The 22670-nt window shown below is 43.1% G+C and carries 16 protein-coding genes and 2 rRNA genes (1 of these 18 only partly in view); 8 read left to right on the top strand and 10 right to left on the bottom strand.

The window, feature by feature from the left end; translation table 11 throughout:
• The 3 genes from DRZ93_RS04975 to DRZ93_RS04965 all read left to right on the top strand — a co-directional run.
• A 23S ribosomal RNA gene (locus DRZ93_RS04975) occupies positions 1–2525 on the top strand; it begins 356 nt to the left of the window's first position.
• Positions 2526–2611: 86 nt separating this feature from the next.
• Positions 2612–2727: ribosomal RNA gene (rrf, locus tag DRZ93_RS04970) — 5S ribosomal RNA — on the top strand.
• 75 nt (positions 2728–2802) lie between these two features.
• Positions 2803–3303 carry a phosphatidylglycerophosphatase A family protein gene (locus DRZ93_RS04965; protein WP_113742920.1) on the top strand — a complete coding sequence of 167 codons (501 nt, stop codon included), beginning with the start codon at positions 2803–2805 and terminating at the stop codon, positions 3301–3303.
• On the opposite strand, the gene DRZ93_RS04960 is transcribed toward DRZ93_RS04965, so the two are convergent.
• The 6 genes from DRZ93_RS04960 to DRZ93_RS04935 form a co-directional block, all read right to left on the bottom strand.
• Entirely contained in the window at positions 3242–3853 is a 612-nt protein-coding gene (locus DRZ93_RS04960) for a hypothetical protein (protein ID WP_113745995.1), read from the bottom strand. The genes DRZ93_RS04965 and DRZ93_RS04960 overlap by 62 nt on opposite strands.
• A gap of 269 nt (positions 3854–4122) precedes the next feature.
• Complete coding sequence (locus tag DRZ93_RS04955) at positions 4123–5565, bottom strand: carbon starvation CstA family protein (RefSeq protein ID WP_113745994.1); 1443 nt, start codon at positions 5563–5565, stop codon at positions 4123–4125.
• Positions 5566–5898: 333 nt separating this feature from the next.
• Positions 5899–7848 carry a signal peptide peptidase SppA gene (sppA, locus tag DRZ93_RS04950; protein WP_113745993.1) on the bottom strand — a complete coding sequence of 650 codons (1950 nt, stop codon included), beginning with the start codon at positions 7846–7848 and terminating at the stop codon, positions 5899–5901.
• A 67-nt stretch (positions 7849–7915) separates the two neighbouring features.
• Positions 7916–8863, bottom strand: a complete 948-nt coding sequence (locus DRZ93_RS04945; RefSeq protein WP_113742916.1) for an SPFH domain-containing protein — start codon at positions 8861–8863, stop codon at positions 7916–7918.
• Positions 8864–8919: 56 nt separating this feature from the next.
• Entirely contained in the window at positions 8920–9363 is a 444-nt protein-coding gene (locus tag DRZ93_RS04940) for an NfeD family protein (protein WP_113742915.1), read from the bottom strand.
• Positions 9353–9931 carry a hypothetical protein gene (locus DRZ93_RS04935; protein ID WP_113742914.1) on the bottom strand — a complete coding sequence of 193 codons (579 nt, stop codon included), beginning with the start codon at positions 9929–9931 and terminating at the stop codon, positions 9353–9355. The genes DRZ93_RS04940 and DRZ93_RS04935 overlap by 11 nt, the downstream gene beginning before the upstream one ends.
• A 404-nt stretch (positions 9932–10335) precedes the next feature.
• Between DRZ93_RS04935 and DRZ93_RS04930 the strand changes: the two genes are divergently transcribed.
• On the top strand, positions 10336–11457 hold the full coding sequence (locus tag DRZ93_RS04930; protein ID WP_218564254.1) for a mannonate dehydratase: 1122 nt from the start codon (positions 10336–10338) through the stop codon (positions 11455–11457).
• A gap of 9 nt (positions 11458–11466) precedes the next feature.
• Positions 11467–13080: a mannitol dehydrogenase family protein gene (locus DRZ93_RS04925; RefSeq protein ID WP_113745992.1), complete on the top strand. Its 1614-nt coding sequence runs from the start codon at positions 11467–11469 to the stop codon at positions 13078–13080.
• A gap of 49 nt (positions 13081–13129) precedes the next feature.
• On the opposite strand, the gene DRZ93_RS04920 is transcribed toward DRZ93_RS04925, so the two are convergent.
• The 3 genes from DRZ93_RS04920 to DRZ93_RS04910 are packed head-to-tail and all read right to left on the bottom strand — an operon-like array spanning position 13130 to position 16183.
• Positions 13130–14461 carry an NAD(P)/FAD-dependent oxidoreductase gene (locus tag DRZ93_RS04920; RefSeq protein ID WP_113745991.1) on the bottom strand — a complete coding sequence of 444 codons (1332 nt, stop codon included), beginning with the start codon at positions 14459–14461 and terminating at the stop codon, positions 13130–13132.
• Between the two features lie 11 nt (positions 14462–14472).
• Entirely contained in the window at positions 14473–15153 is a 681-nt protein-coding gene (locus DRZ93_RS04915; RefSeq protein ID WP_113742911.1) for a methionine ABC transporter permease, read from the bottom strand.
• The gene (locus DRZ93_RS04910; protein ID WP_113742910.1) at positions 15137–16183 is read right to left on the bottom strand and encodes a methionine ABC transporter ATP-binding protein; all 1047 of its coding nucleotides are present in this window, start codon (positions 16181–16183) and stop codon (positions 15137–15139) included. The genes DRZ93_RS04915 and DRZ93_RS04910 overlap by 17 nt, the downstream gene beginning before the upstream one ends.
• 506 nt (positions 16184–16689) lie before the next feature.
• On the opposite strand from DRZ93_RS04910, the gene dctP reads away from it, so the two are divergent.
• The gene (gene dctP / locus DRZ93_RS04905; RefSeq protein ID WP_113742909.1) at positions 16690–17682 is read left to right on the top strand and encodes a TRAP transporter substrate-binding protein DctP; all 993 of its coding nucleotides are present in this window, start codon (positions 16690–16692) and stop codon (positions 17680–17682) included.
• Between the two features lie 347 nt (positions 17683–18029).
• On the opposite strand, the gene DRZ93_RS04900 is transcribed toward dctP, so the two are convergent.
• The gene (locus tag DRZ93_RS04900) at positions 18030–18830 is read right to left on the bottom strand and encodes a hypothetical protein (protein ID WP_113745990.1); all 801 of its coding nucleotides are present in this window, start codon (positions 18828–18830) and stop codon (positions 18030–18032) included.
• A gap of 259 nt (positions 18831–19089) precedes the next feature.
• Between DRZ93_RS04900 and guaB the strand changes: the two genes are divergently transcribed.
• Both guaB and guaA read left to right on the top strand, forming a co-directional pair.
• Positions 19090–20556 carry an IMP dehydrogenase gene (guaB, locus tag DRZ93_RS04895; protein ID WP_113742907.1) on the top strand — a complete coding sequence of 489 codons (1467 nt, stop codon included), beginning with the start codon at positions 19090–19092 and terminating at the stop codon, positions 20554–20556.
• Between the two features lie 58 nt (positions 20557–20614).
• Complete coding sequence (guaA, locus tag DRZ93_RS04890) at positions 20615–22186, top strand: glutamine-hydrolyzing GMP synthase (RefSeq protein WP_113745989.1); 1572 nt, start codon at positions 20615–20617, stop codon at positions 22184–22186.
• Positions 22187–22670 lie beyond the last annotated feature (484 nt).

Here is a 22670-nt window from a genome sequence, read left to right as displayed (position 1 = left end):
GGGCGGGACACGTGGTATCCTGTCTGAATATGGGGGGACCATCCTCCAAGGCTAAATACTACCTGACGACCGATAGTGAACCAGTACCGTGAGGGAAAGGCGAAAAGAACCCTGGTGAAGGGAGTGAAAGAGAGCCTGAAACCGTGTGCGTACAAGCAGTGGGAGCATGTACGTTAAGTATGTGTGACTGCGTACCTTTTGTATAATGGGTCAGCGAGTTGTCTGTATTAGCGAGGTTAACTTTAATGAGGGAGCCGTAGGGAAACCGAGTCTTAATAGGGCGAAGAGTTGATACAGGCAGACCCGAAACTGGGTGATCTAGTCCTGGACAGGCTGAAAGCAGGGTAACACCTGCCGGAGGGCCGAACCCACTAACGTTGCAAAGTTAGGGGATGATCTGGGACTAGGGGTGAAAGGCCAATCAAACCCAGTGATAGCTGGTTCTCCCCGAAAGCTATTTAGGTAGCGTCCTGTGAGGACGGACGGGGGTAGAGCACTGTTACGGCAAGGGGCCCATCCCGGGTTGCCAAACCGTTGCAAACTACGAATACCGTCCAGTTGGAAGCAGGGGACACACGGTGGGTGCTAACGTTCATCGTGAAGAGGGAAACAACCCGGACCGCCAGCTAAGGTCCCAAAGTTCTGATTAAGTGGGAAACGATGTGGGAAGGCTAAGACAGCCAGGATGTTGGCTTAGAAGCAGCCATCATTTAAAGAAAGCGTAATAGCTCACTGGTCGAGTCGGCCTGCGCGGAAGATGTAACGGGGCTCAAATCAGACACCGAAGCTGCGGATTTGCAGAATACTGCAAGTGGTAGGGGAGCGTTCTGTAAACTGACGAAGATGAGTCGAGAGGCGAGTTGGAGGTAACAGAAGTGCGAATGCTGACGCAAGTAACGATAAAACGGGTGAAAAACCCGTTCGCCGGAAGACCAAGGGTTCCTGTCCAACGTTAATCGGGGCAGGGTGAGTCGGTGCCTAAGGCGAGGCTGAGAAGCGTAGTCGAAGGGAAACAGGTTAATATTCCTGTACCGCATATAGCTGCGATGGGGTGACGGAGAAGGTTAGGTTGGCAGAAGAACGGTAGTTTCTGTGAAAGGCTGTAGGGAGCATATGGGTTAAAAGACATATGTGAAAAACTGAGAGCTGAGACGAAGTATCTACGGATATGAAGCAACTGATACCAGGCTTCCAGGAAAAGCCTCTAAGCTTCAGGTTATATGTGGCCGTACCCCAAACCGACACAGGTGGTCGGGTAGAGGATACCAAGGCGCTTGGGAGAACCCGGGTGAAGGAACTAGGCAAAAATGTACCGTAACTTCGGGAGAAGGTACGCTGTGAGCGGTGCAATCTGCACAGATGAAGCTGCACACAGCCGCAGATAAATGGTGGCTGGGACTGTTTAACAAAAACACAGCACTCTGCGAACCTGAAAGGGGAAGTATAGGGTGTGACACCTGCCCGGTGCCGGAAGGTTAAATGATGGGGTCAGACGCAAGTTGAAGCCCTTGAGTGAAGCCCCGGTAAACGGCGGCCGTAACTATAACGGTCCTAAGGTAGCGAAATTCCTTGTCGGGCAAGTTCCGACCTGCACGAATGGTGTAACCATGGCCACGCTGTCTCCACCCGGGACCCAGTGAAACCGAAATCGCTGTGAAGATGCAGTGTACCCGCGGCTAGACGGAAAGACCCCGTGAACCTTTACTGCAGCTTGACACTGAACCTTGAACCTGTTTGTGCAGGATAGGCGGGAGACATTGAAGTAGAAGCGCCAGCTTTTATGGAGTCAACCTTGAAATACCGCCCTGACATGTTTGAGGTTCTAACTAAGTACAACACATACGAGGACAGTGTCTGGTAGGCAGTTTGACTGGGGCGGTCTCCTCCCAAAGGGTAACGGAGGAGCACGAAGGTCAGCTGATCACGGTCGGACATCGTGAGGTCAGTGCAATGGCATAAGCTGGCTTGACTGCGAGAGGCACATCTCGAGCAGGTGCGAAAGCAGGTCATAGTGATCCGGTGGTTCCACATGGACGGGCCATCGCTCAACGGATAAAAGGTACTCTGGGGATAACAGGCTGATACCGCCCAAGAGTTCATATCGACGGCGGTGTTTGGCACCTCGATGTCGGCTCATCACATCCTGGGGCTGAAGTTGGTCCCAAGGGTATGGCTGTTCGCCATTTAAAGTGGTACGCGAGCTGGGTTCAAAACGTCGTGAGACAGTTTGGTCCCTATCTACCGCGGGCGTTGGATGATTGAGGGGGATTGCTCCTAGTACGAGAGGACCGGAGTGAACGCGCCTCTGGTTTACGGGTTGTCATGCCAATGGCACGGCCCGGCAGCCAAGCGCGGAACTGATAACCGCTGAAAGCATCTAAGCGGGAAGCAGGCCCCAAGATGAGTCATCCCTGAGCTTTAAGCTCCTAAAGGTTCGTTGCAGACTACGACGTTGATAGGCTGGATGTGGAAGCGCAGTGATGTGTGAAGCTTGCCAGTACTAATTAACCGTGAGGCTTGGCCATACAACCCCGGAGGGCATGGACATTTAAAGACCTCTTAATACTCAAGAGTTAAAAATCAGTTTGTTATAAGTTTTTTACAGAATTTGTCTGGCGACCATAGTGCTGTAGAACCACCTGTTCCCTTTCCGAACACAGAAGTGAAATGCAGTTACGCCGATGGTAGTGCAACGTACGATTGTGCGAGAGTAGGTCATCGCCAGGCTCACCTTTTTAAAAGAAGCCATCTCATCTGAGGTGGCTTTTTTGCATTCTAGACCACAAAAAAAAGAGGTGTCATATGGCACGAGATCAGTACCTACAGAAACTATCCTTAAAAAATCCCTGGCAGTGTCTGGCCTTAGGCTTTGGCTCTGGTCTGTCACCTAAAGCTCCTGGTACAGTAGGATCACTGTGCGCCATACCTTTTTGCTATGAGCTAATGCAGCTGCCATTTAACATGCAGCTTGTTATTGTTGTATTAAGTCTTTTAACCGGTATCAGAGCATGCTCCAAGGCAGAAGAGGCAATGGGAATACATGATCACGGCGCTATTGTCTTTGATGAATTTGTGGGCATGTTTATAGCTGTTATTGCTCTGCCTGCTACTATATACTCTCTTGTGCTTGCCTTTGTGCTTTTTAGATTCTTTGATATTTTAAAACCATTTCCAATTGGTTATATAGATAAAAAGGTCAAAGGCGGACTTGGCATCATGCTTGATGATGTAATTGCAGGTCTTATGGCTTTGGCTCTAGCGCACGGCCTGCTGTATCTAGCAGCTCCTTATTTTGCGTTATAATCTTGCTGCACATACCATGATACAGACTAAAGGTAGAGTCAATCATATGCTTTTGAGCTCTGGCTCCTGCAGCTCTGCAGGTAATTGTAGATAGTACTCTGCCCTTTAGTGAAAAATATTCATTTATTTTAAAATAGGCCTCTGGCAGATATTCATCTGCCTGCTTGGTCAGATAACTGTCTATAAGCACACTGCGCGAAATCTTATCCTCAAAGCTCTGTACTATCTTATATTCACCATAGAGCCTCTTATCTTTATCACTATAAGGGATGAGGGCTGTATTAATAAAATTATCCCCCTGCATTAATGAATTGGCATTGGCCTTGGATAATACAGAGAACTTGAATATGACGCTATAGGCAGTATCTTTGGAGCTGTAGGTTATAAAGACATTTTCAGGTGATGTCACAAAGCTCTCAGTCAATTCTGCAGGTACATGCAGACTTATTTTGGTATCATTCAAAGCAAAGTCCTTGAGCACAGTATCAGTCATGACGGCATGTGCCTGCATGATGCAGGCACCAAGGATTAAAGCTAGTATTTTTTTCATATTAAGATCTCTTGTTATCCATTAACTATCTATTTTACATCTGCCAATACAGCTTGCAATATAAAGGCTCTGACAATGACTTTAAAAAGATACTGATAAGCTCTGTAAGGTCTATACTACCCACAGGTTATGTTACAGATTAGTTCTTAGCTGCCACGTAGCCTAGATAAGATCAGCACTATAAGATTATCATGACTTTATGCTGACAAATAAAAAGGGTCAGAATAAATCTGACCCTTTGAACTAATTTATTAGTTTACGGCATAATTCTATGCATCAGCAGGAGCTCCTGCAACCTCGCTCTTACCTTTGACGAGGAAGATGCCAAGGATGATGAAGGCACCGACAGCACCGATAATATTAGAGATGCCAATGTCCATGCCAAAGCCCATGTTTGGCTCATACAGGATGTATGAGATACAGGCAGCGGTAATAAAGGTACCTGGGATAGAGCAGATCCAGTGGAACTTGCCGCGTTTGTACAGATAAGCTGCAGCGGCCCAGAGCATGATACCTGCCAGAGTCTGATTGGACCAGCCAAAGTATCTCCAGATGATGTTAAAGTCAATCTGTGACAGAGCAATACCTAGGGCAAAGACAGGGATTGCAATGTACAGACGGTTGGCAGGACGCTTCTGATCAATCTTGATAACCTCGGCAATGGTTAAACGGGCAGCACGGAAGGCTGTGTCACCTGAGGTGATTGGCAGAACGATAACACCTAAAATAGCCATGATACCGCCAACAGAGCCCATAAGAGCAATAGAGCTATCATATACTACAGCAGAGGCAGTACCTGAATTGATTACACCCTGCAGAGCAGCTGCATCTGGATAGAAGGTCATACCTACAGTGGCCCATACTAAACCGATGAAGCCTTCTGCAATCATTGCACCGTAGAATACGAAACGGCCTTCTTTTTCATTGTGTAGGCAGCGTGCCATAAGTGGTGACTGAGTGGCATGGAAGCCAGATAAAGCACCACAGGCAATGGTGATAAACATAAGAGGCCACAGTGGGAGCTCTGATGGGTGATTGTTCTTTGACCAGTCAGCCCAGTTGTAGAACTCAGCTGGCATATTGACGAACATAGCTACAGTAATACCTACAGCCATGATGATTAAAAGAGCACCAAAGAGTGGGTAAATACGACCAATGAGCTTGTCAATTGGAACTAAGGTGGCTACAAAGTAGTAGAAGAAAATAACACCAAGCCATACAGCAAAGTTAAGGTAGTCTGGTGTCAGTTTGGCCAGCAGGTTGGCTGGAGCTGTAGCAAAAACCACACCTACAAGCAGTAACAGTAAAATAGCAAAGGCACGCATGAACTGCTGAGCCAGCTTGCCAAGGTTGAAGCCTACGATCTGTGGAACGTTGGCACCTTTATATCTTACTGAGAGCATGCCTGAGAAATAGTCATGCACGGCACCTGCAAAGATGGAGCCTAATACAATCCATAACAGAGCGGTTGGACCGTACAGAGCACCCATGATAGGGCCGAATACAGGGCCTACGCCTGCAATGTTAAGAAGCTGAATGAGCCAGAGTTTCCATTTTGGCATGGTAACAAAGTCAACACCGTCAGCCTGGGTAATGGCTGGAGTCTTGCGTTCTGGATTTGGTTCAAATACCTTCTCAACAAACTTTCCGTAGGTATAGTAGCCAACAATCAGCGCGACTGTGGCTATAATAAACCATAGATAATTTGGCATATAAAATCCTCTATATAATTAGCAAATACAAGGCAGATTATAATGATTTAAAAGAATGTTTTTGTTGAGGCTGTCATATAAAATAAAAAAAATGCAAAGTTTTTATCCATTTTTGCACCTTGTCACACTGTAGTTGCGCATATTGTTCAACTAGCATTGTATATCTTTAGATACATGGACCTTAGTGACACTTAATTTAATCTGTACAATAAAAAAATGGACAGGATTGTGGTCCTGTCCATAAAAAAGATTACATCTTACGTATTAGACACCAGCAAAGATGTCAAATTAATTGTAACAGATTGACCTTCCACAACCTGGAAGATCCAAAAATTAGTTTAAAATATTTTTAAAAGGTGTAATGGCCATAACTACAGGCTCTTTATGCTCAAGCACCTGTCTTAAAAAGGCATCCTGTCTGTACTGCACATATAGTGAGGCCAGAGGGGCTGGCAGACCCATGGCATAAGCCTTTGAGACTATGGCATTAAGATCTGAGAATGGATCAGATGGCTCTGGCAGCATATGCATAATCTCAACACTGTTGATATCGGTGTCACTTAGGGTGCAGGCAAGAGCAGTGGCATCTTCAAGCGTTCCTATCTTGTCAACAAGTCCTAAAGCTAAGGCACGACGGGCTGAAAAGACACGGCCTTCTGCAAAATTTAAATAATCACCAGGCATAAGACCGCGGGATTTGCACACTAAATCAATAAAATAGGCATAGGAGCTTTGTGTGCTCTTTTGCAGCAGGGACAGCACGGCAGGATCGGCAGGTCTTGCTACATTAAGTGTGCCAAGAGGTGAGTTCTGCACACCGTCCTGATAGACACCATAGCGGTTTAAAAGATTGTGGGCACCAAAGCTTAGGGCAAAGACACCAATTGATCCTGTAATGGTATCCTTGGTGGCTACAATGGCATCTGACTGAGTGGCTATAAAATAGCCGCCTGAGGCTGCCTGGGCATTCATGGAGATAACAACCTTTTTCTTATTGCGCAGGCTGACAAGAGCACGTCTTATCTGCTCTGAGGCAAAGAGTGAGCCGCCAGGGCTGTCTATATAAAAGACTACACTTTTTATATTGTCATCATCACGGGCCTTTTCAATTAAAGGAATAATGGTCTCAGGGGCAAAGTCAGTTGACAGCTCCGCTCTGTCGACAATAGGACCTATACCATAGATTACAGCCACTTTGCTCTCAGAGAGCTCAGCTGGCAGTTTTTGTATATAATCGCTGTAGGTTATATGATGCGGCATCTTGTCATTTAGAGGATCAGCGCCGAATTTTTCTATAAGCTCCTGCTTGTAGAAATAAAAAGGCTCAAGCTCATCGACAAGACCCTGCTCTTTTTGCAGCGAGGCCATGGATCCATTGTGAAAATCCAGACGTGAGAGAGTAGAGTAGATATTCTCTAAAAGCCTATCTGAGGTTCTTGATTTTCTAATCTGTACCTCACTTTCATACTCAGTCCACAGCTCATCTATCAAAGTCATATACTCAGAGCGCACATGCTCTGACATGCTGGCACGTAAAAAAGGCTCCACAGCTGATTTAAACTCACCTGCACGCAGCACATAAGGGGTGATACCGGCCTTTTCCAAAAGCGGGGCAAAATAGATATTCTGCAAAGACATACCCTGAATATTAATCTGGCCTAATGGATCCATTAAAATTCTGTCGGCACGGCCTGCAATAACATAGGCTGACTGAGAATAAGATGTGGCACAGGCTACTATCTTTTTACCACTTTGCTTTAAAGCCTCAAGCTTTGCAGCAATACGTGAAGCAATGGCTAGAGGCACAGGCTGCATATCAGAGAGATTTAACAGCACCATCTTGATATTCTCATCATAGCAGGCAGCATTTAGGGCCTTTTCAATATCAAGCACACTGTGCGTTATATTATTGCTTACAATCTCATCTATACGGCGCTGCAGTCCTTCAATGCCGCTGTCATACAAAGGAGGGGCTACTATATTGCCCTGCAGACTCAGATATAAAATAGGGGCAGGCTGCGCATTTTGCATCTGTGCAGTATTTTTACCCATAAGGGCCGATGGATCATCTTTAAACTGCTCAAAGAGACTTACAGCTGCAAAGATAAAGAAAAAGAGCAGCAGCATGACAAGATTGGCAAGAGTGTTGCGTATAAAGGTCAAGGCTGAGCCTATGAACATAAAACCCTTGCACAGGCATTTTAGTGGGGTATGTTCTTCAAATTCGTCCTGACTTTGCGCTCTGTTAAACTGATTGTTATTGTGCATATTATGATTGTACATAGTGTGTCAATAATGTTGGCTTGTGGGTGTAAAGAGAGATTAATGGGCCAGAGGCCCATTAATGTGATTAACTTTTTGGAGTCTGGGATTTTACTATCTGCATGGCAGATGAGATAAGTGATGACATATCGCCAAGATTGGATGGAATAATAAGAGTATTATTGGTCTTGGCTAAAGACTCAAAGGCCTCGACATATTTCTGGGCAATCTGCATATTGATGGCAGTCATACCGCCTGACTCATTGGCAGCACGGGCAATATTGGATATGGCTGTAGCTGTGGCATTGGCAAGAGTAATGGTGGCTGTGGCCTGACCTTCAGCCTTGTTGATCTCTGCCTGCTTTTCACCCTCAGACTGGGCAATGGCGGCGGCCTTGGCACCTGTGGCAAGATTTATCTGCTCCTGCTTGCGGCCTTCAGATTCGGCAATTAAAGCACGCTTTTCACGCTCTGCTGTAATCTGCTGCTGCATGGCCTGTAAAATTACCTGAGGCGGTGTCAGATCCTTTATTTCATAGCGCAGTACCTTGACACCCCAGTTAAGGGCGGCCTCGTCAATGGCTGATACTACGTTGTTATTGATGCTATCGCGCTCCTCAAAGGTCTTGTCAAGCTCCATACGGCCTATAACTGAACGCAGTGTGGTCTGAGCCAGCTGTGTAATGGCAAGTACATAGTTTGAGGTGCCATAGCTTGCTCTTTGCGGATCTGTTACCTGAAAATACAGCACACCGTCAACGGAGAGCTGTGTATTGTCCTTGGTGATACAGACCTGTGATGGTGTATCAAGAGGAATTTCTTTGAGTGAGTGCTTATAGGCAATTTTGTCGATAAAAGGAATAATAAAGTTAAGACCTGGATTGAGTACAGCTTTGAATTTGCCAAAACGCTCTACTACCCAGGCATTTTGCTGCGGTACAACTTTGACAGCCTGTATGGCATAGATAACAGCAAGAAAAATAAAGAATAAAGTTACAATAATAGTAGGATTAATACTGATAAAGGAGATGTCCATAAAAGTATCCTGTTTATTTATATGATGAAACGAGTTTATTTATCTGATGGTACGATTTATTTATCTGATGATACGATAAGCACAGAGCCTTTGATATCAAGGATAGTATAATTCAAATCCTTGACAAGATCACCATTTGCACACAGTACCTGCCAGCTAGCTCCGCGATAGGTGGTGCTGCCGCTGCCATCGGCATTTACTTTATTTACAGTAATAACAGCTCCTGCATCAAGACAGTTGGGATTGAGCTTTAATTTTGCCTCTTTGCCTCTTTTTGCCCTTTTATAGTAGTAGGTACCTATAATTGAGACAAAGGTGGCAATACCTGCTGCTGTAAACTGATGATCAAGAGTGTGTGAGAAATAGGCGGTAAGACCGCCGACAAGAGCCCCGCAGGCTAGGGCGAGCAGATAGTAGGTGCCAATTAGCATCTCGGCACCTAAAATGGCTATGGTTGCAATAAACCACAGCATCATAGGACTTAGTATTTCACTTAGCATTTTTAATTCCGTCTTTTATGCCATCAAGCATTTTTTTGTGTTGAATCTTTAAAAAGATTTTATATGCAAGCAGCATCACAAGCAATAATAAAAGGTAGGGAATTTCAGTGGCAAATGTCAGTGCCACAATCAGCAGTGATATAACAGTAAAGAGTATATTGTGCGGATTGTGCTCATGTATGGCATCAAAGCGCTCATCTACTGTGGATTTGGCGCTCTTGCGGGTTAAAGCATAGGGATTTGATTCAATATGGGCATGCTTTCTGTCTTTATCAGAAAGCTTTTTTATATCCTGAGCTGAAAGCCTTTTATTGGTGGTTTTTGAGGCAATTTCATTTAAAGTGCCTTCATCTAATGTGTGTATGGGATGTATGCTCTCAAGTATGCTCTGCTCTGTATTTTCATCAAAGGATGAAAACTGATTTAAGTGCTCAGACTCATGCAGATCCTCAAGTAAGGTCTCTTTTATAAAAGGATCATGAATATCATGAATAAGGGGAGTGACTTTATCATAGTCATGGTCATCTACATGATCTCTGTATGACTCAAAGGTAATTTCTCTCTCCATACTAACTCCTTACAATGGTCTGTTTTAACTTAAGAATAAAAACAGATTTTTTAAATTTCTAGGATATAAGATAATTTTTTTAAACAAGCAGATCTTTTTTATTAAAAAGGAGATAAATATCACTCACAGAGCTACAAGGACACATACAGAGCTTTATGGTATGGTGCAGTGCACAACAGTGGTGTAGGAGTATCTATGTGGTATGGATTTATGGCTCTGCTGTTAATAAAAAATCTGGAAAAAAGGTCGTTTTATAATGATTTTTTAAAAAATAAAACTTTTAAATTCAAAAGTTTATAGGCTTTTTACCCAGAATTTTACAAAAGTGTAACTGGTATACTAGTATCCTAGTGTTCTTGGGAATATAATAACAAAAAGTTACAGCTTTTATAGGAGTTTTCAAAATGATGCATATGAGCATGCGCTGGTTTGGTCCAAAGCAGGATAGTGTTACTTTAAAGCAGATCCGTCAGGTACCTGGCATGGAAGGTGTCATTACCGCTTTGCATGAGATTCCTGCCGGTGAGGTATGGCCAGAGGATCAGGTGGCCGAGCGCAAGGCCATGGTGGAGAAGGCCGGCCTTAAAGTTTTAGGTATTGAAAGTATCAATGTGCACGAGGACATCAAATATGGTGCTGCAAACCGTGACATGCTTATTGACAACTATATAAAGTCTCTTGAGGCTGTAGGCAAGAATGACATTCATCTGGTGTGCTACAACTTCATGCCTGTTTTTGACTGGACCCGTACCGATCTGGCTTTGCCTTTAGAGGATGGTTCAACTGCTCTTGCCTATGATGGCAGCATTATTGAAGGTTTAACTGCCGAGGAGATGTTTGAGCGCATTGCCAACAGCTCCAATGGTTTTGAGATGCCAGGTTGGGAGCTCTCACGCCGTGATGAGATTACAGCACAGATTAAAAAATTCCAGGGCATGAGTGATGATGAGCTGCGCGCCAACTTCAAATATTTCCTCGACGCCATTATGCCAACCTGTGAAAAGTACAATATCAAGATGGGTGTGCACCCAGATGATCCTTCATACGATCTCTTTGGCATTCCACGTATTACCAAGTGCGAGGAGGATCTGGTCAAGATTGCCCGCATGAACTCAAGTCCTTTAAACGGCTTTTCACTGTGCACAGGCTCACTTGGCTCAAATCCAGACAACTGCCTGCCTAAGATTATAAGAAACAAGGAAATTGCCTCACGCATTCACTTTGCCCACATCAGAAATGTGCTGCACACAGGAGATCATCAGTTCCATGAAAGCTCACATGTCTCACACACAGGCTCACTAGATCTGTACGAAATTGTCAAGGCATTAGTTGAGGTTGGCTTTAACGGTGTAGTAAGACCTGATCATGGCCGTGAGATCTGGGATGAGGTGGCCCGTCCTGGCTATGGCCTGTTTGACAGAGCCTTAGGTGCTACCTATTTAATCGGTCTTGAGGAGGCAATCCGCAAGAGCAAGGGTATGCCATATCCAGATAACTTAAACAGTATAACCGCCCCTTGGTGCTAGGAGTTGTACATGGCACAGGTATCTATTAAGGGCCTTGAGGATAAACAGGCCTTTTTAGAGGCAGGAGTAAAGTTGCCTGCCTATGATTTGACAGAGCTCAAAGAGCACAGCTCTGCCCATCCTGTCTGGCTGCACTTTGGAGCAGGAAATATCTTTCGAGGCTTTATTGCCTCACTGCAGCAGGATCTTTTAAACAAGGGTTTATCTAACTCTGGCATTCATACAGTCTCTTCTATGGACTGTGAGGTAATTGACAAGGTCTTTGTGCCTCATGACTGTCTTACCATGAATGTCACTTTGCTGCCTGACACCAAAGTTGAGCTTGAGGTTATTGGCTCTGTAGTCAAGGGCCTTAAGGTCAACGGCTCATGCGCTGAGGATGAAAAGGAGCTTGAGAGACTGGCAGCTGATAAGTCACTGCAGATGCTCTCTTATACCATTACAGAAAAGGGTTATGCTCTAAAGGATATAGATGGCAATTTTACAGCACTTGCTAAAAAGGATATAGACAATGGTCCTCAGTCGCAATGCATACATGCCATGGCACTTAGTGCCAGACTTTTATATATAAGATATAAAAACGGCGCCTATCCTCTGGCTCTTGTATCCATGGATAACTGCTCACACAATGGTGACAAGGTCAAAGAAGCTGTACTTACGGTGGCTAAGGCCTGGCTAGAGAAGGGTTTTGTTGATGAGGGCTTTATTGACTATATTCAAAGTGAGAAGATCTCATTTCCGTGGTCAATGATTGATAAGATTACCCCACGCCCAGATCCATCTATTGCCTCTTTGCTAAAAGAGCGTGGCATTGAGAACATGGAGCCTATAAAGACCTCATTTGGCTCATTTATTGCTCCTTTTGTCAATGCTGAAAAGCCTCAGTACCTTATTATCGAGGATAATTTCCCAAATGGCAGACCGCCGCTTGAGAAGGCAGGTGTGCTTTTTACCGATAAAAACGGTGTGGATCTGTGCGAGCGCATGAAGGTTACAACCTGTTTAAATCCTCTGCACACAGCACTTGCCGTCTATGGCTGTCTTTTAGGCTATAAGCTTATTAGCGCCGAGATGGAGGATAAGGAACTTGTAGCATTGGTTAAAAAGCTAGGTTATGACGAGGGGTTAAAAGTTGTTGACGATCCTGTCATTTTAAATCCACGTGACTTTTTAACCGAGGTGGTTGAGCAGAGACTTACCAATAAATGTCTGCCGGATACTCCACAGCGTATTGCCACAGACACCTCACAGAAGGTAACAATACGTTTTGGCGAGACACTTAAAAACTATAAGAAAAAAGGCTTGGATGCCACAACTCTTATAGCCCTGCCTTTATCTATTGCAGGCTGGCTGCGTTATCTTTTAGCCATTGATGATAAAGGTCAGAGTTTTGAGCTCTCTGATGATCCTCTAAAGGATGATCTTAAAGCCAAGATGGCCTCAATTGTTTTTGGCCAGCCAGAATCTGTCAAGGACAGTTTAAAACCTATACTGTCAAATGAGACTTTATTTGGCGTAGATCTCTACTCTATAGGTTTAGGTACTGTTATTGAAAAGATGTTCGGCATGATGCTTGAGGGGCCTGGCGCTGTGCGCGCAACTCTTGAGCATTATCTAAAATAAAATCCTTTTGCTAAACAAAGGTCAGGCTTTAAAACCTGACCTTATTTTATTACAGCTCTGCTCCTGCTATTAAATTATTGTAGCCAATAGCCCCTATAGCGCCTATGGTTCTTAGCGGATCAGGCGGCAGATAGGATGGGGTGTATTTGTTTAAAATATAATTTAACTCTTCACTTTTAACTCCGGTTACAAGATCTGCAAGATAATTGCCAAGAATGGCAGCTCTTGTTACTCCAGAGCCCTCGCCAGATACTCCTGCCACCACATTTTTTCCAACTTCACCAAAGAAAGGACAGGTATTTCCCGTAAAGGAGATTAAACCGCCATACACATATTCAAAAGGTACATGCGTTAATTTAGTAAAGCGCTTGTCATAGGCCTTTTTAATAACCTCAAGGGCTTTGTACATACGCGCAGGATTGATATTCAAATTTCTTGCATATGAAATGTCAGTTCTGACAAAGAGGCGATTGTCATGAGTAAAGCGCACTGTGGCAGAGGATGGATGGGTGCCGGTTATACCCCATGGCTTTACATCCTTAAACTGTTGCAGTTCATCATCATTTAAAGGGCGTGTCATGCCGGCGAAGCTGTGAATGGCTGTGATATTTTTACTGTGCTGTCTGTAAAAATGCTTAAGATAGGCACTTATGGTTAATATTATTTTACGGCATTTAATCTGTGTGCCATCATCTAGCACAATATAGGGTATTTCTCCTTCAGATACATGGCATACCGCCGTATTTTCAAGTACGGTGACATTCTCAGGCAGGGCTGTTGAGAGCGCTCTTATAGCCTCTGATGGATTGTTTAAATAAGTTTCCTGTAAAAACAGAGCCTTTTTATAAAAGTCGGTGCCAAGTCTTTGGCAAAGATCATCTGTATCAACCTGTTCATAACTTATGCCAAGAGCATCAAAGGTGCGGGCAAGATCATCTAACTTGTGCTGATTTCTAAGCTCGCGCACAGCCTTATACATACCATCCTGACGCCATATAAAATCAAGATTTTTTTCCTTTTTAATTTTAAGTATCCTGTCAACGGCAATACCATTTAATTTAATCAGCCATTTTTGATCTTCTGTGGTAAATCTCTGAGGGCCTACAATGGCACGGGCAATCTGTGCTACAGAGACAAAGCCTGCATTGCGCCCTGAGCTGCCGTTGCCTATGCTGTCGGCATCTAGCAGCAGTACTGAGCATGAGGGATGATTTTCAACCAGACGATAGGCGGCCGATACTCCTCCAAAGCCTGCTCCTACAACAATATAGTCATAATCTTTTTTTAGATCCTCTCGTGAGGCAAATTTGTAATCTTTATAACGGTTGAGCGCAAACCATGGACTTATGCCGCACTGCTGTGGAAGCTGAATAAAACTCATAATAATCTCCTTTAATGTGAAGTCTTTTTAATAAAGATATTGCCTATGCCCTGAATTACAGCCACCATGATAAGAATGACAACGACAGTTACATAGGTGATATCTGTCTGTCCGCGCTGATGTCCATAGCGTATAGCAAAGTCACCAAGACCACCGCCACCTATAGCTCCTGCCATGGCTGTAAGACCTATAAGGGATATGGCTGTAATCTGTCCTACGCGGATAAGATGCGGAATGCTTTCTTTTAAATACACTCTAAAGATAATGCCTGTATTGGATGAGCCCATGCTTTTGGCAGCTTCAATCAGGCCATGATCTACACTTGACAGGGCTGATTCAACCTGACGGGCAAAGAAAGGAACTGTGCCCACCACCAAAGGCACTATGGCGCCTATGGTGCCAATGGAGGTACCTACTATATAGCGTGACACAGGAATTAAAGCTGCAAGTAAAATTACAAATGGTATGGATCTGAAAATATTGATACTAATCTCAAGGCTCTGATGTAAAAGGCGGTTCTTTAAAATGCCGTTATCCTTGGTGACAACTAGAATAACGCCAAAAAACAGACCTAAAACCAAAGAAATGGAGCCTGAGACAAAGAGCATGTACAAAGTCTGATCAATACTTGTATACAGCTCATTAATCTTGTTTAAAATATTAGGGGCAATGCTCTTAATTAAGTTTTCCATCTTTTAAAATCTCCACTTTTACATTTTTTTGAGAAATAAACTCTACAGCAGCCTGCAGATCCTCGCGTCTACCCTTGAGCACACCTACAGTGCCGCCTATAGGTGCGCCGTGAATAAGCTCAATATCAGCATAAAGAATATTCATAATAAGATTGAATTTATGGCTTATAGTTGAGATAAGAGGCTCTGAGGTGCCGCGTCCTACATAGCTTAGTCTGACTACAATCTCATCCTCTGACAGATTAAAAAGGCTATTGTCCTTATCAATAAGCTCATCAATTTTTGACAGATTGGAGGCTGAGCGTACAAAATTTAAGGACACCGCACTCTTTGGGTTTGAAAAAACATCAAAGACCTCACCTGTCTCAACTAAACGTCCCTGCTCCATGATGGCCACACGGTTGCAGATATCTTTGACTACATCCATCTCATGGGTAATGATGACAATGGTCAGATTGAGTTTTACATTAAGATCGTATAAAAGCTTTAAAATCTCGGCTGTGGTTTTTGGATCTAAGGCTGATGTGGCTTCATCGCACAGTAAAACCTTGGGATCGCAGGCAAGTGCCCTGGCTATGGCCACTCTTTGTTTCTGACCGCCAGATAGTTCGCGCGGATAGCTTTTTTCAAAATCCTTAAGACCGACAAGATCAAGTAATTTGCGGGCCTTGGCATAGCGTTGCTCTTTTTCAATGCCCTTATAGGCCAAAGGATAGAGCACATTATCAAGCACAGTGCGCGATGGCATGAGATTAAAGTGCTGGAAAATCATGCCAATTTTTGAGCGGTAGGCGCGCAGCTGCTTATCTTTAAGCGCTGTCAGATCGGTGTTGTCAAATATAACCTGACCTCCCTCATCAGGAGTCTCAAGCAGATTCATACATCGAACCAGGGTGGATTTGCCCGCTCCTGAAAAGCCTATAATGCCAAAAATATCGCCTTGTTGTATCTCAAGACTGACATTATCTAAAGCTTTGATGCTCTGCCCCTTTTTTATAAATGTCTTGTTGATATTTTTAAGTTTAAGCATATTTTTCTCTCTTAACTGCAGGTTCTGACCATAAAAAAACGGAGCCTCTCATGTGGGGCTCCGTTTTAGAAAAATCCTTTAATTGTCTGATTTTTTGCATCAACAGCTCCCCGACACGTACATCATCATGCACATGCTCATCATTACAGACATAACTGCAAAGTTATAAACTTTTGATTTATTTAAACTTAATGGCAGTGTTTTGCTGTGTAACATAGAAAAATCTCCAAAATCCATGTTTTCATACTAAAACTAACTTTAAAAAAAATAAATAGCCTTCACTGAAAATGATCATAATGGGCAGAGGATAATAGTTTATGCACTAAAAGTAGGCGTAAACTGCACACAAATGAGCTGTGACATCTTGGGCAGAAACTTAAAAAACCTTTAAAAAGCAATGCATTGTAATAGTTATAATACTTTTTTTATTTTTTATTAAAATAGTGTCACATAAAAATAAAAAATCTTAAGGTAGAGTACAAATACAAGAAAAAGGAAATAATGCAATGTGTAGAAAAATTCTAGGTGTAATAGCAGCATGTGTCCTTATGCTGGGCCTTAATGGCTGCTCTGAACAGCAAAAGCAGGTGGTACGTATCTCTCATACACAGGTTGAATCGCATCCGGCCCACAGAGCGCTGCTGGCTTTTAAAAACCATATTGAAAAGAAGTCACAGGGCAGATACGACATTCAGATTTTTCCAAATTCAACCTTAGGCGCCGATGAAAAGGTGCTTGAACTTATAAAACAGGGATCAGTGCAGTTTCTGCTGGTATCATCGGCCAATATTGAATACTTTGACAGTCTGTACTCTATTTATTCTTTTCCATATCTTTTTACCTCACAGGAGGCATATGAAGAATATATTGTCAGTGAGGAGGTTTTAGATAGGCTCTCGGTTAATGCACAGCGTAACGGCTTTGTGCCTATTGTGGCTTTTAATGTAGGCACACGTAATTTCTATTCAAAAACCCCGATTTACTCTGTAACAGATTTGCAGGGTAAAAAGTTTCGTGTTCCTGCAGGATCAGTCAATATAGCCATGATGCAGGCTTTTGGCGCTACAGCTGTGCCTATGAGTTTTGGTGAGGTTTATTCGGCACTGCAGCAGGGAATTATTGATGGTGCTGCCAACAATGAGCTGGCACTAATTGATCAAAAGCATGGCGATATTGCCAAATTCTATACCTATGATATGCATCAGATGTGCCCTGACTATCTTATAGCCTCAAACAAGTTTTTAAAAAACATGTCAAAAGAAGACAAAAAAATGTTTAAAGAGGCGGCTGCTTTGGCTCAGAAGGTTGAATTTCACACCTGGAATGATGCAGTGGAGCTTGCTGTAGATAAAGCCAAGTCAAAACAGGTGAAATTTATTGAGGTTGATGTCGAGGAGTTTAGATCTCATGTTATCAATCTGCACGAGCAACTGATGGCTGCCAATCCTGAGCTAAGAGAGCTTTATGATATAGCAGAGCAGTGTAATAAAAATCACTGATAAGGTTTGCAAAACCAAAATTTTTAGCTGTTTAAAAAGCATATTATTATCAATGGTTTATTTACCATAATAAAAATATGGTAAAATAGCAATATATGCCTCTTGCTCCTGAAAAATCAGGTAATTAATGGTATGTTGATCCAGTTACCCGCCGCATAGGTGGCTTAGAAAGTTTTTCATTTGATATAACAAATAATTTTTTAGTTACCCGCCGCATAGGTGGCTTAGAAATTGAGTTATTGATGTTTCAGGTTCAAGAAGAAATCACCCGCAAAACAGGTGGCTTTCCATTTAAAACACAAAAGCGCTGAATATCTGCGCTTTTGTGTTTTAAGGCATGTGGTGTTTTACAGACACAGTGACTTTCTGTCAGAGAGAAAATCTATGGTGTTTAGTAAAAACACAGGGTCATAGGTTTTGATAATAAGCGATCTGCCATTTAAGGTATCTGTGGTGAAGATAAATCCATCCTTGTGGGCTATAGGCTTTTTAATAAAGGTATATGGCAGCTTGTCAAAGGCATCCTTTGATTTTATATAAAAGGACTTGTCTGTAAGGGTAATATCATTGTGCTTGATTTTGCCCCATTTGAAAATATCAAGTGTATTGGACAAAGCATTTTTACCGCTTTCATCGCGCTCGAGCATATTATCTGATATTTTGGAAACGCAGCCGCAGGAGTTGAGCACATCCACGCCTATCTGTATGTTCTTGTATGAGGCAAGAATATCAAGATCGCGATACTGCCATAAAATTCTCTCACCGCTGTCTATGTATTTGTCATAGAAGAATGGATAGCTGTCATCGTGATGAATGCCACTTTTCATTGTCTCTATAAATTTTAATTTATACTGTCCTAAACTTATAAGTGCATCAAAGGCATGTTTTTCCTCTGGCAGAGGGCTTACAAAAATTTCATAGAAGGCAGTAGAGGCTGTCTCCAAATATTCATACTTTAGAAAATCACTGTAGATAAGATCTCTTAACATGCGCATGTACTGCTCTTTAAACAGGGACAGAGGATCTTTGTCAGTATCTGTAATCTTGCTTTTTATATTGTCCAAGGCTTTGTCCACAGTTGTGGTTAAAAGACCGTGGTAGAGAATAATTTCCGGTTTTTTAAAAAGGTTGGCAATTGATTTGAACATACTATCCTCATGTTTATCCTGATATAACAATACAATCTTAATCTATAGAACTTTAGACTTTTTGTATAGACTGCATATGATAAAAATTTGTCTCTTTAAAAAGATTGTCAAACTAAAATAGCATTTAAAAACAGGCGTTTTTTACAAGATAATATACAAAAATGTCATATATATGAAAAAATATTGACTAAATCACATTTTTATCTTTGCTTTTGATATAATAAACAGTCAATTTAATTGACACGCCTGAGGAGGCATTATGCTACGTATCGTTGAAGAAGCACTTACCTTTGATGATCTACTGCTCGTTCCTGCACACTCAACTGTTTTACCGAACACAGCTAACTTAAGCACATATCTGACCTCAAATATAAGAATCAATATTCCTATGGTTTCATCAGCCATGGATACAGTAACTGAGTCAAATCTGGCTATTGCCCTGGCTCAGGAAGGCGGTGTCGGCTTTATTCATAAAAATATGTCAATAGAGAGACAGGCACAGGAAGTACTAAAAGTAAAACGCTTTGAAAGCGGTATGGTTACAGCTCCTGTATCAGTGCACCCAAATGCCACCATCGATGAAGTGCGCATGATGAGCAAAAAGCACGGATTTGGCGGTTTCCCTGTAATTGATGAAGAGGACAACCTCTTAGGTATTATTACAGGAAGAGATGTACGCTTTGTCACAGACGGCAATGCCAAAGTACATGAAATCATGACTCCAAAGGAGAGACTGGTTACTGTTAAGGAAAAGGCCTCTCACGATGAAGTTGTGGCTTTGATGCAAAAGCACAGAATTGAAAAGGTTTTAGTAGTTGATGATGCCTTCCACCTAAAGGGCATAATCACTGTAAAGGATTTTAAAAAGGCCGAGAACAAGCCAAATGCCTGTAAGGATGCCCTGGGCAGACTGCGCGTAGGTGCTGCCATTGGTGCAGGTCCTGGCAATGAGGAACGTGCCAAGGCTTTAGTTGAGGCCGGTGTTGACGTACTGCTCGTTGACTCATCTCATGGTCATTCACAGGGTGTTCTTGACAGAATTGCCCAGATCAGAAAAGCCTATCCACAGCTGCCAATCATTGGTGGTAACATTGCTACAGCTGAAGGCGCCATCGCTCTTGCCGAGGCTGGTGTCAGCACTGTCAAGGTTGGTATCGGTCCTGGCTCTATATGTACTACACGTATGGTTACAGGATGCGGTGTGCCTCAGATGAGCGCCATCGCCAATGCCTGCGAAGCTTTAAAGGGCAGTGATATCAAGGTTATTGCCGACGGCGGTATCAGATATTCAGGCGATATTGCCAAAGCTCTGGCTGCAGGTGCCAACTGCGTAATGGTAGGCTCAATGTTTGCAGGAACAGAAGAGGCTCCTGGTGAGATTGAAATCTATCAGGGCCGTTCATTTAAATCATATCGCGGCATGGGCTCTCTTGCTGCCATGTCAAAGGGCTCTGCAGACAGATACTTCCAGAATTCAGACAATGCAGCTGATAAGCTTGTTCCTGAGGGTATTGAAGGTCGTGTGGCCTATAAGGGCTCACTGCGCGGCATTATCCATCAGCAGATGGGTGGCTTAAGATCAGCTATGGGTCTTACAGGCTGTGCCACCATTGATGAACTGCGCACCAAGGCCAAGTTCGTACGCATCACAGGAGCAGGTATCCGTGAGTCACATGTTCATGATGTGACAATCACCAAAGAAGCTCCTAACTATCAGAGTCACTAATTAAATTTACTGCCACATTCCTTGAGTGTGGCAGTTTTGTACTTGTAGAATTGAATTTATGACCGATACAAAAAACATTCACTCAGAGAAAATCCTGATCCTTGATTTTGGCTCTCAGGTAACACAACTTATTGCCCGCCGTGTACGCGAGATTGGCGTCTACTGTGAACTTATGCCATGGGATGTGGATGTAAAGCATATTAAAGACTTTGCTCCAAACGGCATTATTTTATCAGGCGGTCCTGAATCAACCACAGAGGAAAACTCCCCAAGAGCACCACAGTGCGTCTTTGAGATGGGCGTACCTGTACTTGGTATCTGCTATGGCCTGCAGACTATGTCTGTACAGCTTGGCGGCAAGGTTGAAGGCTCAGATTTAAGAGAGTTTGGCTATGCCGCTATGGATGTTAAGGCTCAGTGCCCTTTATTTGACGGTCTGAGCGATCATGAAGAAGGCAAGAGACTTGATGTATGGATGAGCCATGGCGACAAGGTTGTAGCTATCCCTGAAGGCTTTAACTGTGTAGGATCAACTGATACATGCCCATATGCAGCCATCTACGATGAGAGCCGTCAATTCTACGGTGTACAGTTCCACCCTGAGGTAACCCACACCAAGCAGGGCGCAGAATTTTTACGCCGCTTTGTAATTGATATCTGTAAGTTGCACGGTCTGTGGTCAGCCTCTGCCATTATTGAAGATGCAGTGGCTAGAATCAGAGCCGAGGTAGGTGACTCAAAGGTTTTATTGGGTCTTTCAGGCGGTGTTGATTCATCAGTTACAGCTCTACTGCTACACAAGGCTATAGGCGACAATCTTGTCTGCGTATTTGTGGACAATGGCCTGCTGCGCTTAAACGAGGGCGCTCAGGTTAAAGAGATGTTTGCAAACTTCGGTCTTAATATTGCCTATGCAGATGCCGAGGCAAGATTCTTAAAGGCACTTGAGGGAATTTCAGATCCAGAGGCCAAGCGCAAGGCTATTGGTCATACCTTTATTGATGTCTTTGCCGATGAGGCCAGAAAGCTTGATGGCGTTGAGTTTTTGGCTCAGGGCACCATCTATCCAGATGTGATTGAATCTGCAGCATCCAAAACCGGTAAGGCTCATGTGATTAAGTCTCATCACAATGTAGGCGGTCTGCCAGATGATCTGAAGTTCAAGCTTGTAGAGCCTCTGCGTGAGCTCTTTAAAGATGAAGTACGCCGCATTGGTGTAGAGCTTGGTCTGCCTGTTAAGATGGTACAGAGACATCCATTCCCAGGCCCTGGTCTTGGTGTAAGAGTTTTAGGCGAGATCAAAAAAGAGTATCTTGATCTGCTGCGCAGAGCTGATGCTATTTTCATTGAAGAGCTTAATAATTCAGGCTGGTATGACAAGGTATCTCAGGCCTTTACCGTATTCCTGCCTGTAAAATCAGTAGGTGTTATGGGTGATGGCAGACGTTATGATTATGTTGTGTCATTACGCGCTGTACAGACCATTGATTTTATGACTGCAAAGTGGGCAGAACTGCCTTACGAGCTGCTTGGCAGGGTATCTAACCGTATTATCAATGAGGTAAACGGCATTTCAAGAGTCTGCTACGATATATCAGGCAAGCCTCCTGCAACCATTGAGTGGGAGTAGTTGCCAAAATAGCCCTAAAGAGCTGATTTTAAAGGTTTTTTAGGGCTTATTTTTACGCTCTGGACACATTCTGGACACATATTTTTCAGTCTACTGTTTTCATCAATTAGATTCTCAATAATTTTATACTCTTCTAATTTTAAATCTAAAAGATCAAAATTAAGCCAATGACAGTACTCAGCAAAACATTACCTTAATTTTGATGTTGTCATTTGACGTTGCTTCGAGCTAAGTTCTTGTTTTACAGTAAATTTAAACAATTGTTATCAGATTTCTAACTAAAACCTTGAGAATATAAGCACATTCTACATATGAGTAATATTGAAATATTTCTGCTTAAAAATCAACGATCATAAGTGTTATTTTTTGCACGTGACAAAAAACGCTTGCAATGTATTTAGACAACGATTATAGTTAATACAGTTGTTATTTATTGCACGTGACAAATACTAAGTCCCGTGAATTTTAACTAAATTTTTAGAAA

Origin of the sequence: Anaerobiospirillum thomasii (genome assembly GCF_900445255.1) — a bacterium.
In the GTDB taxonomy this organism is placed as follows: domain Bacteria; phylum Pseudomonadota; class Gammaproteobacteria; order Enterobacterales; family Succinivibrionaceae; genus Anaerobiospirillum_A; species Anaerobiospirillum_A thomasii.
The sequence above is the reverse complement of the archived record's forward strand: the minus strand, read 5'-3'. Positions and strand labels throughout refer to the sequence as shown.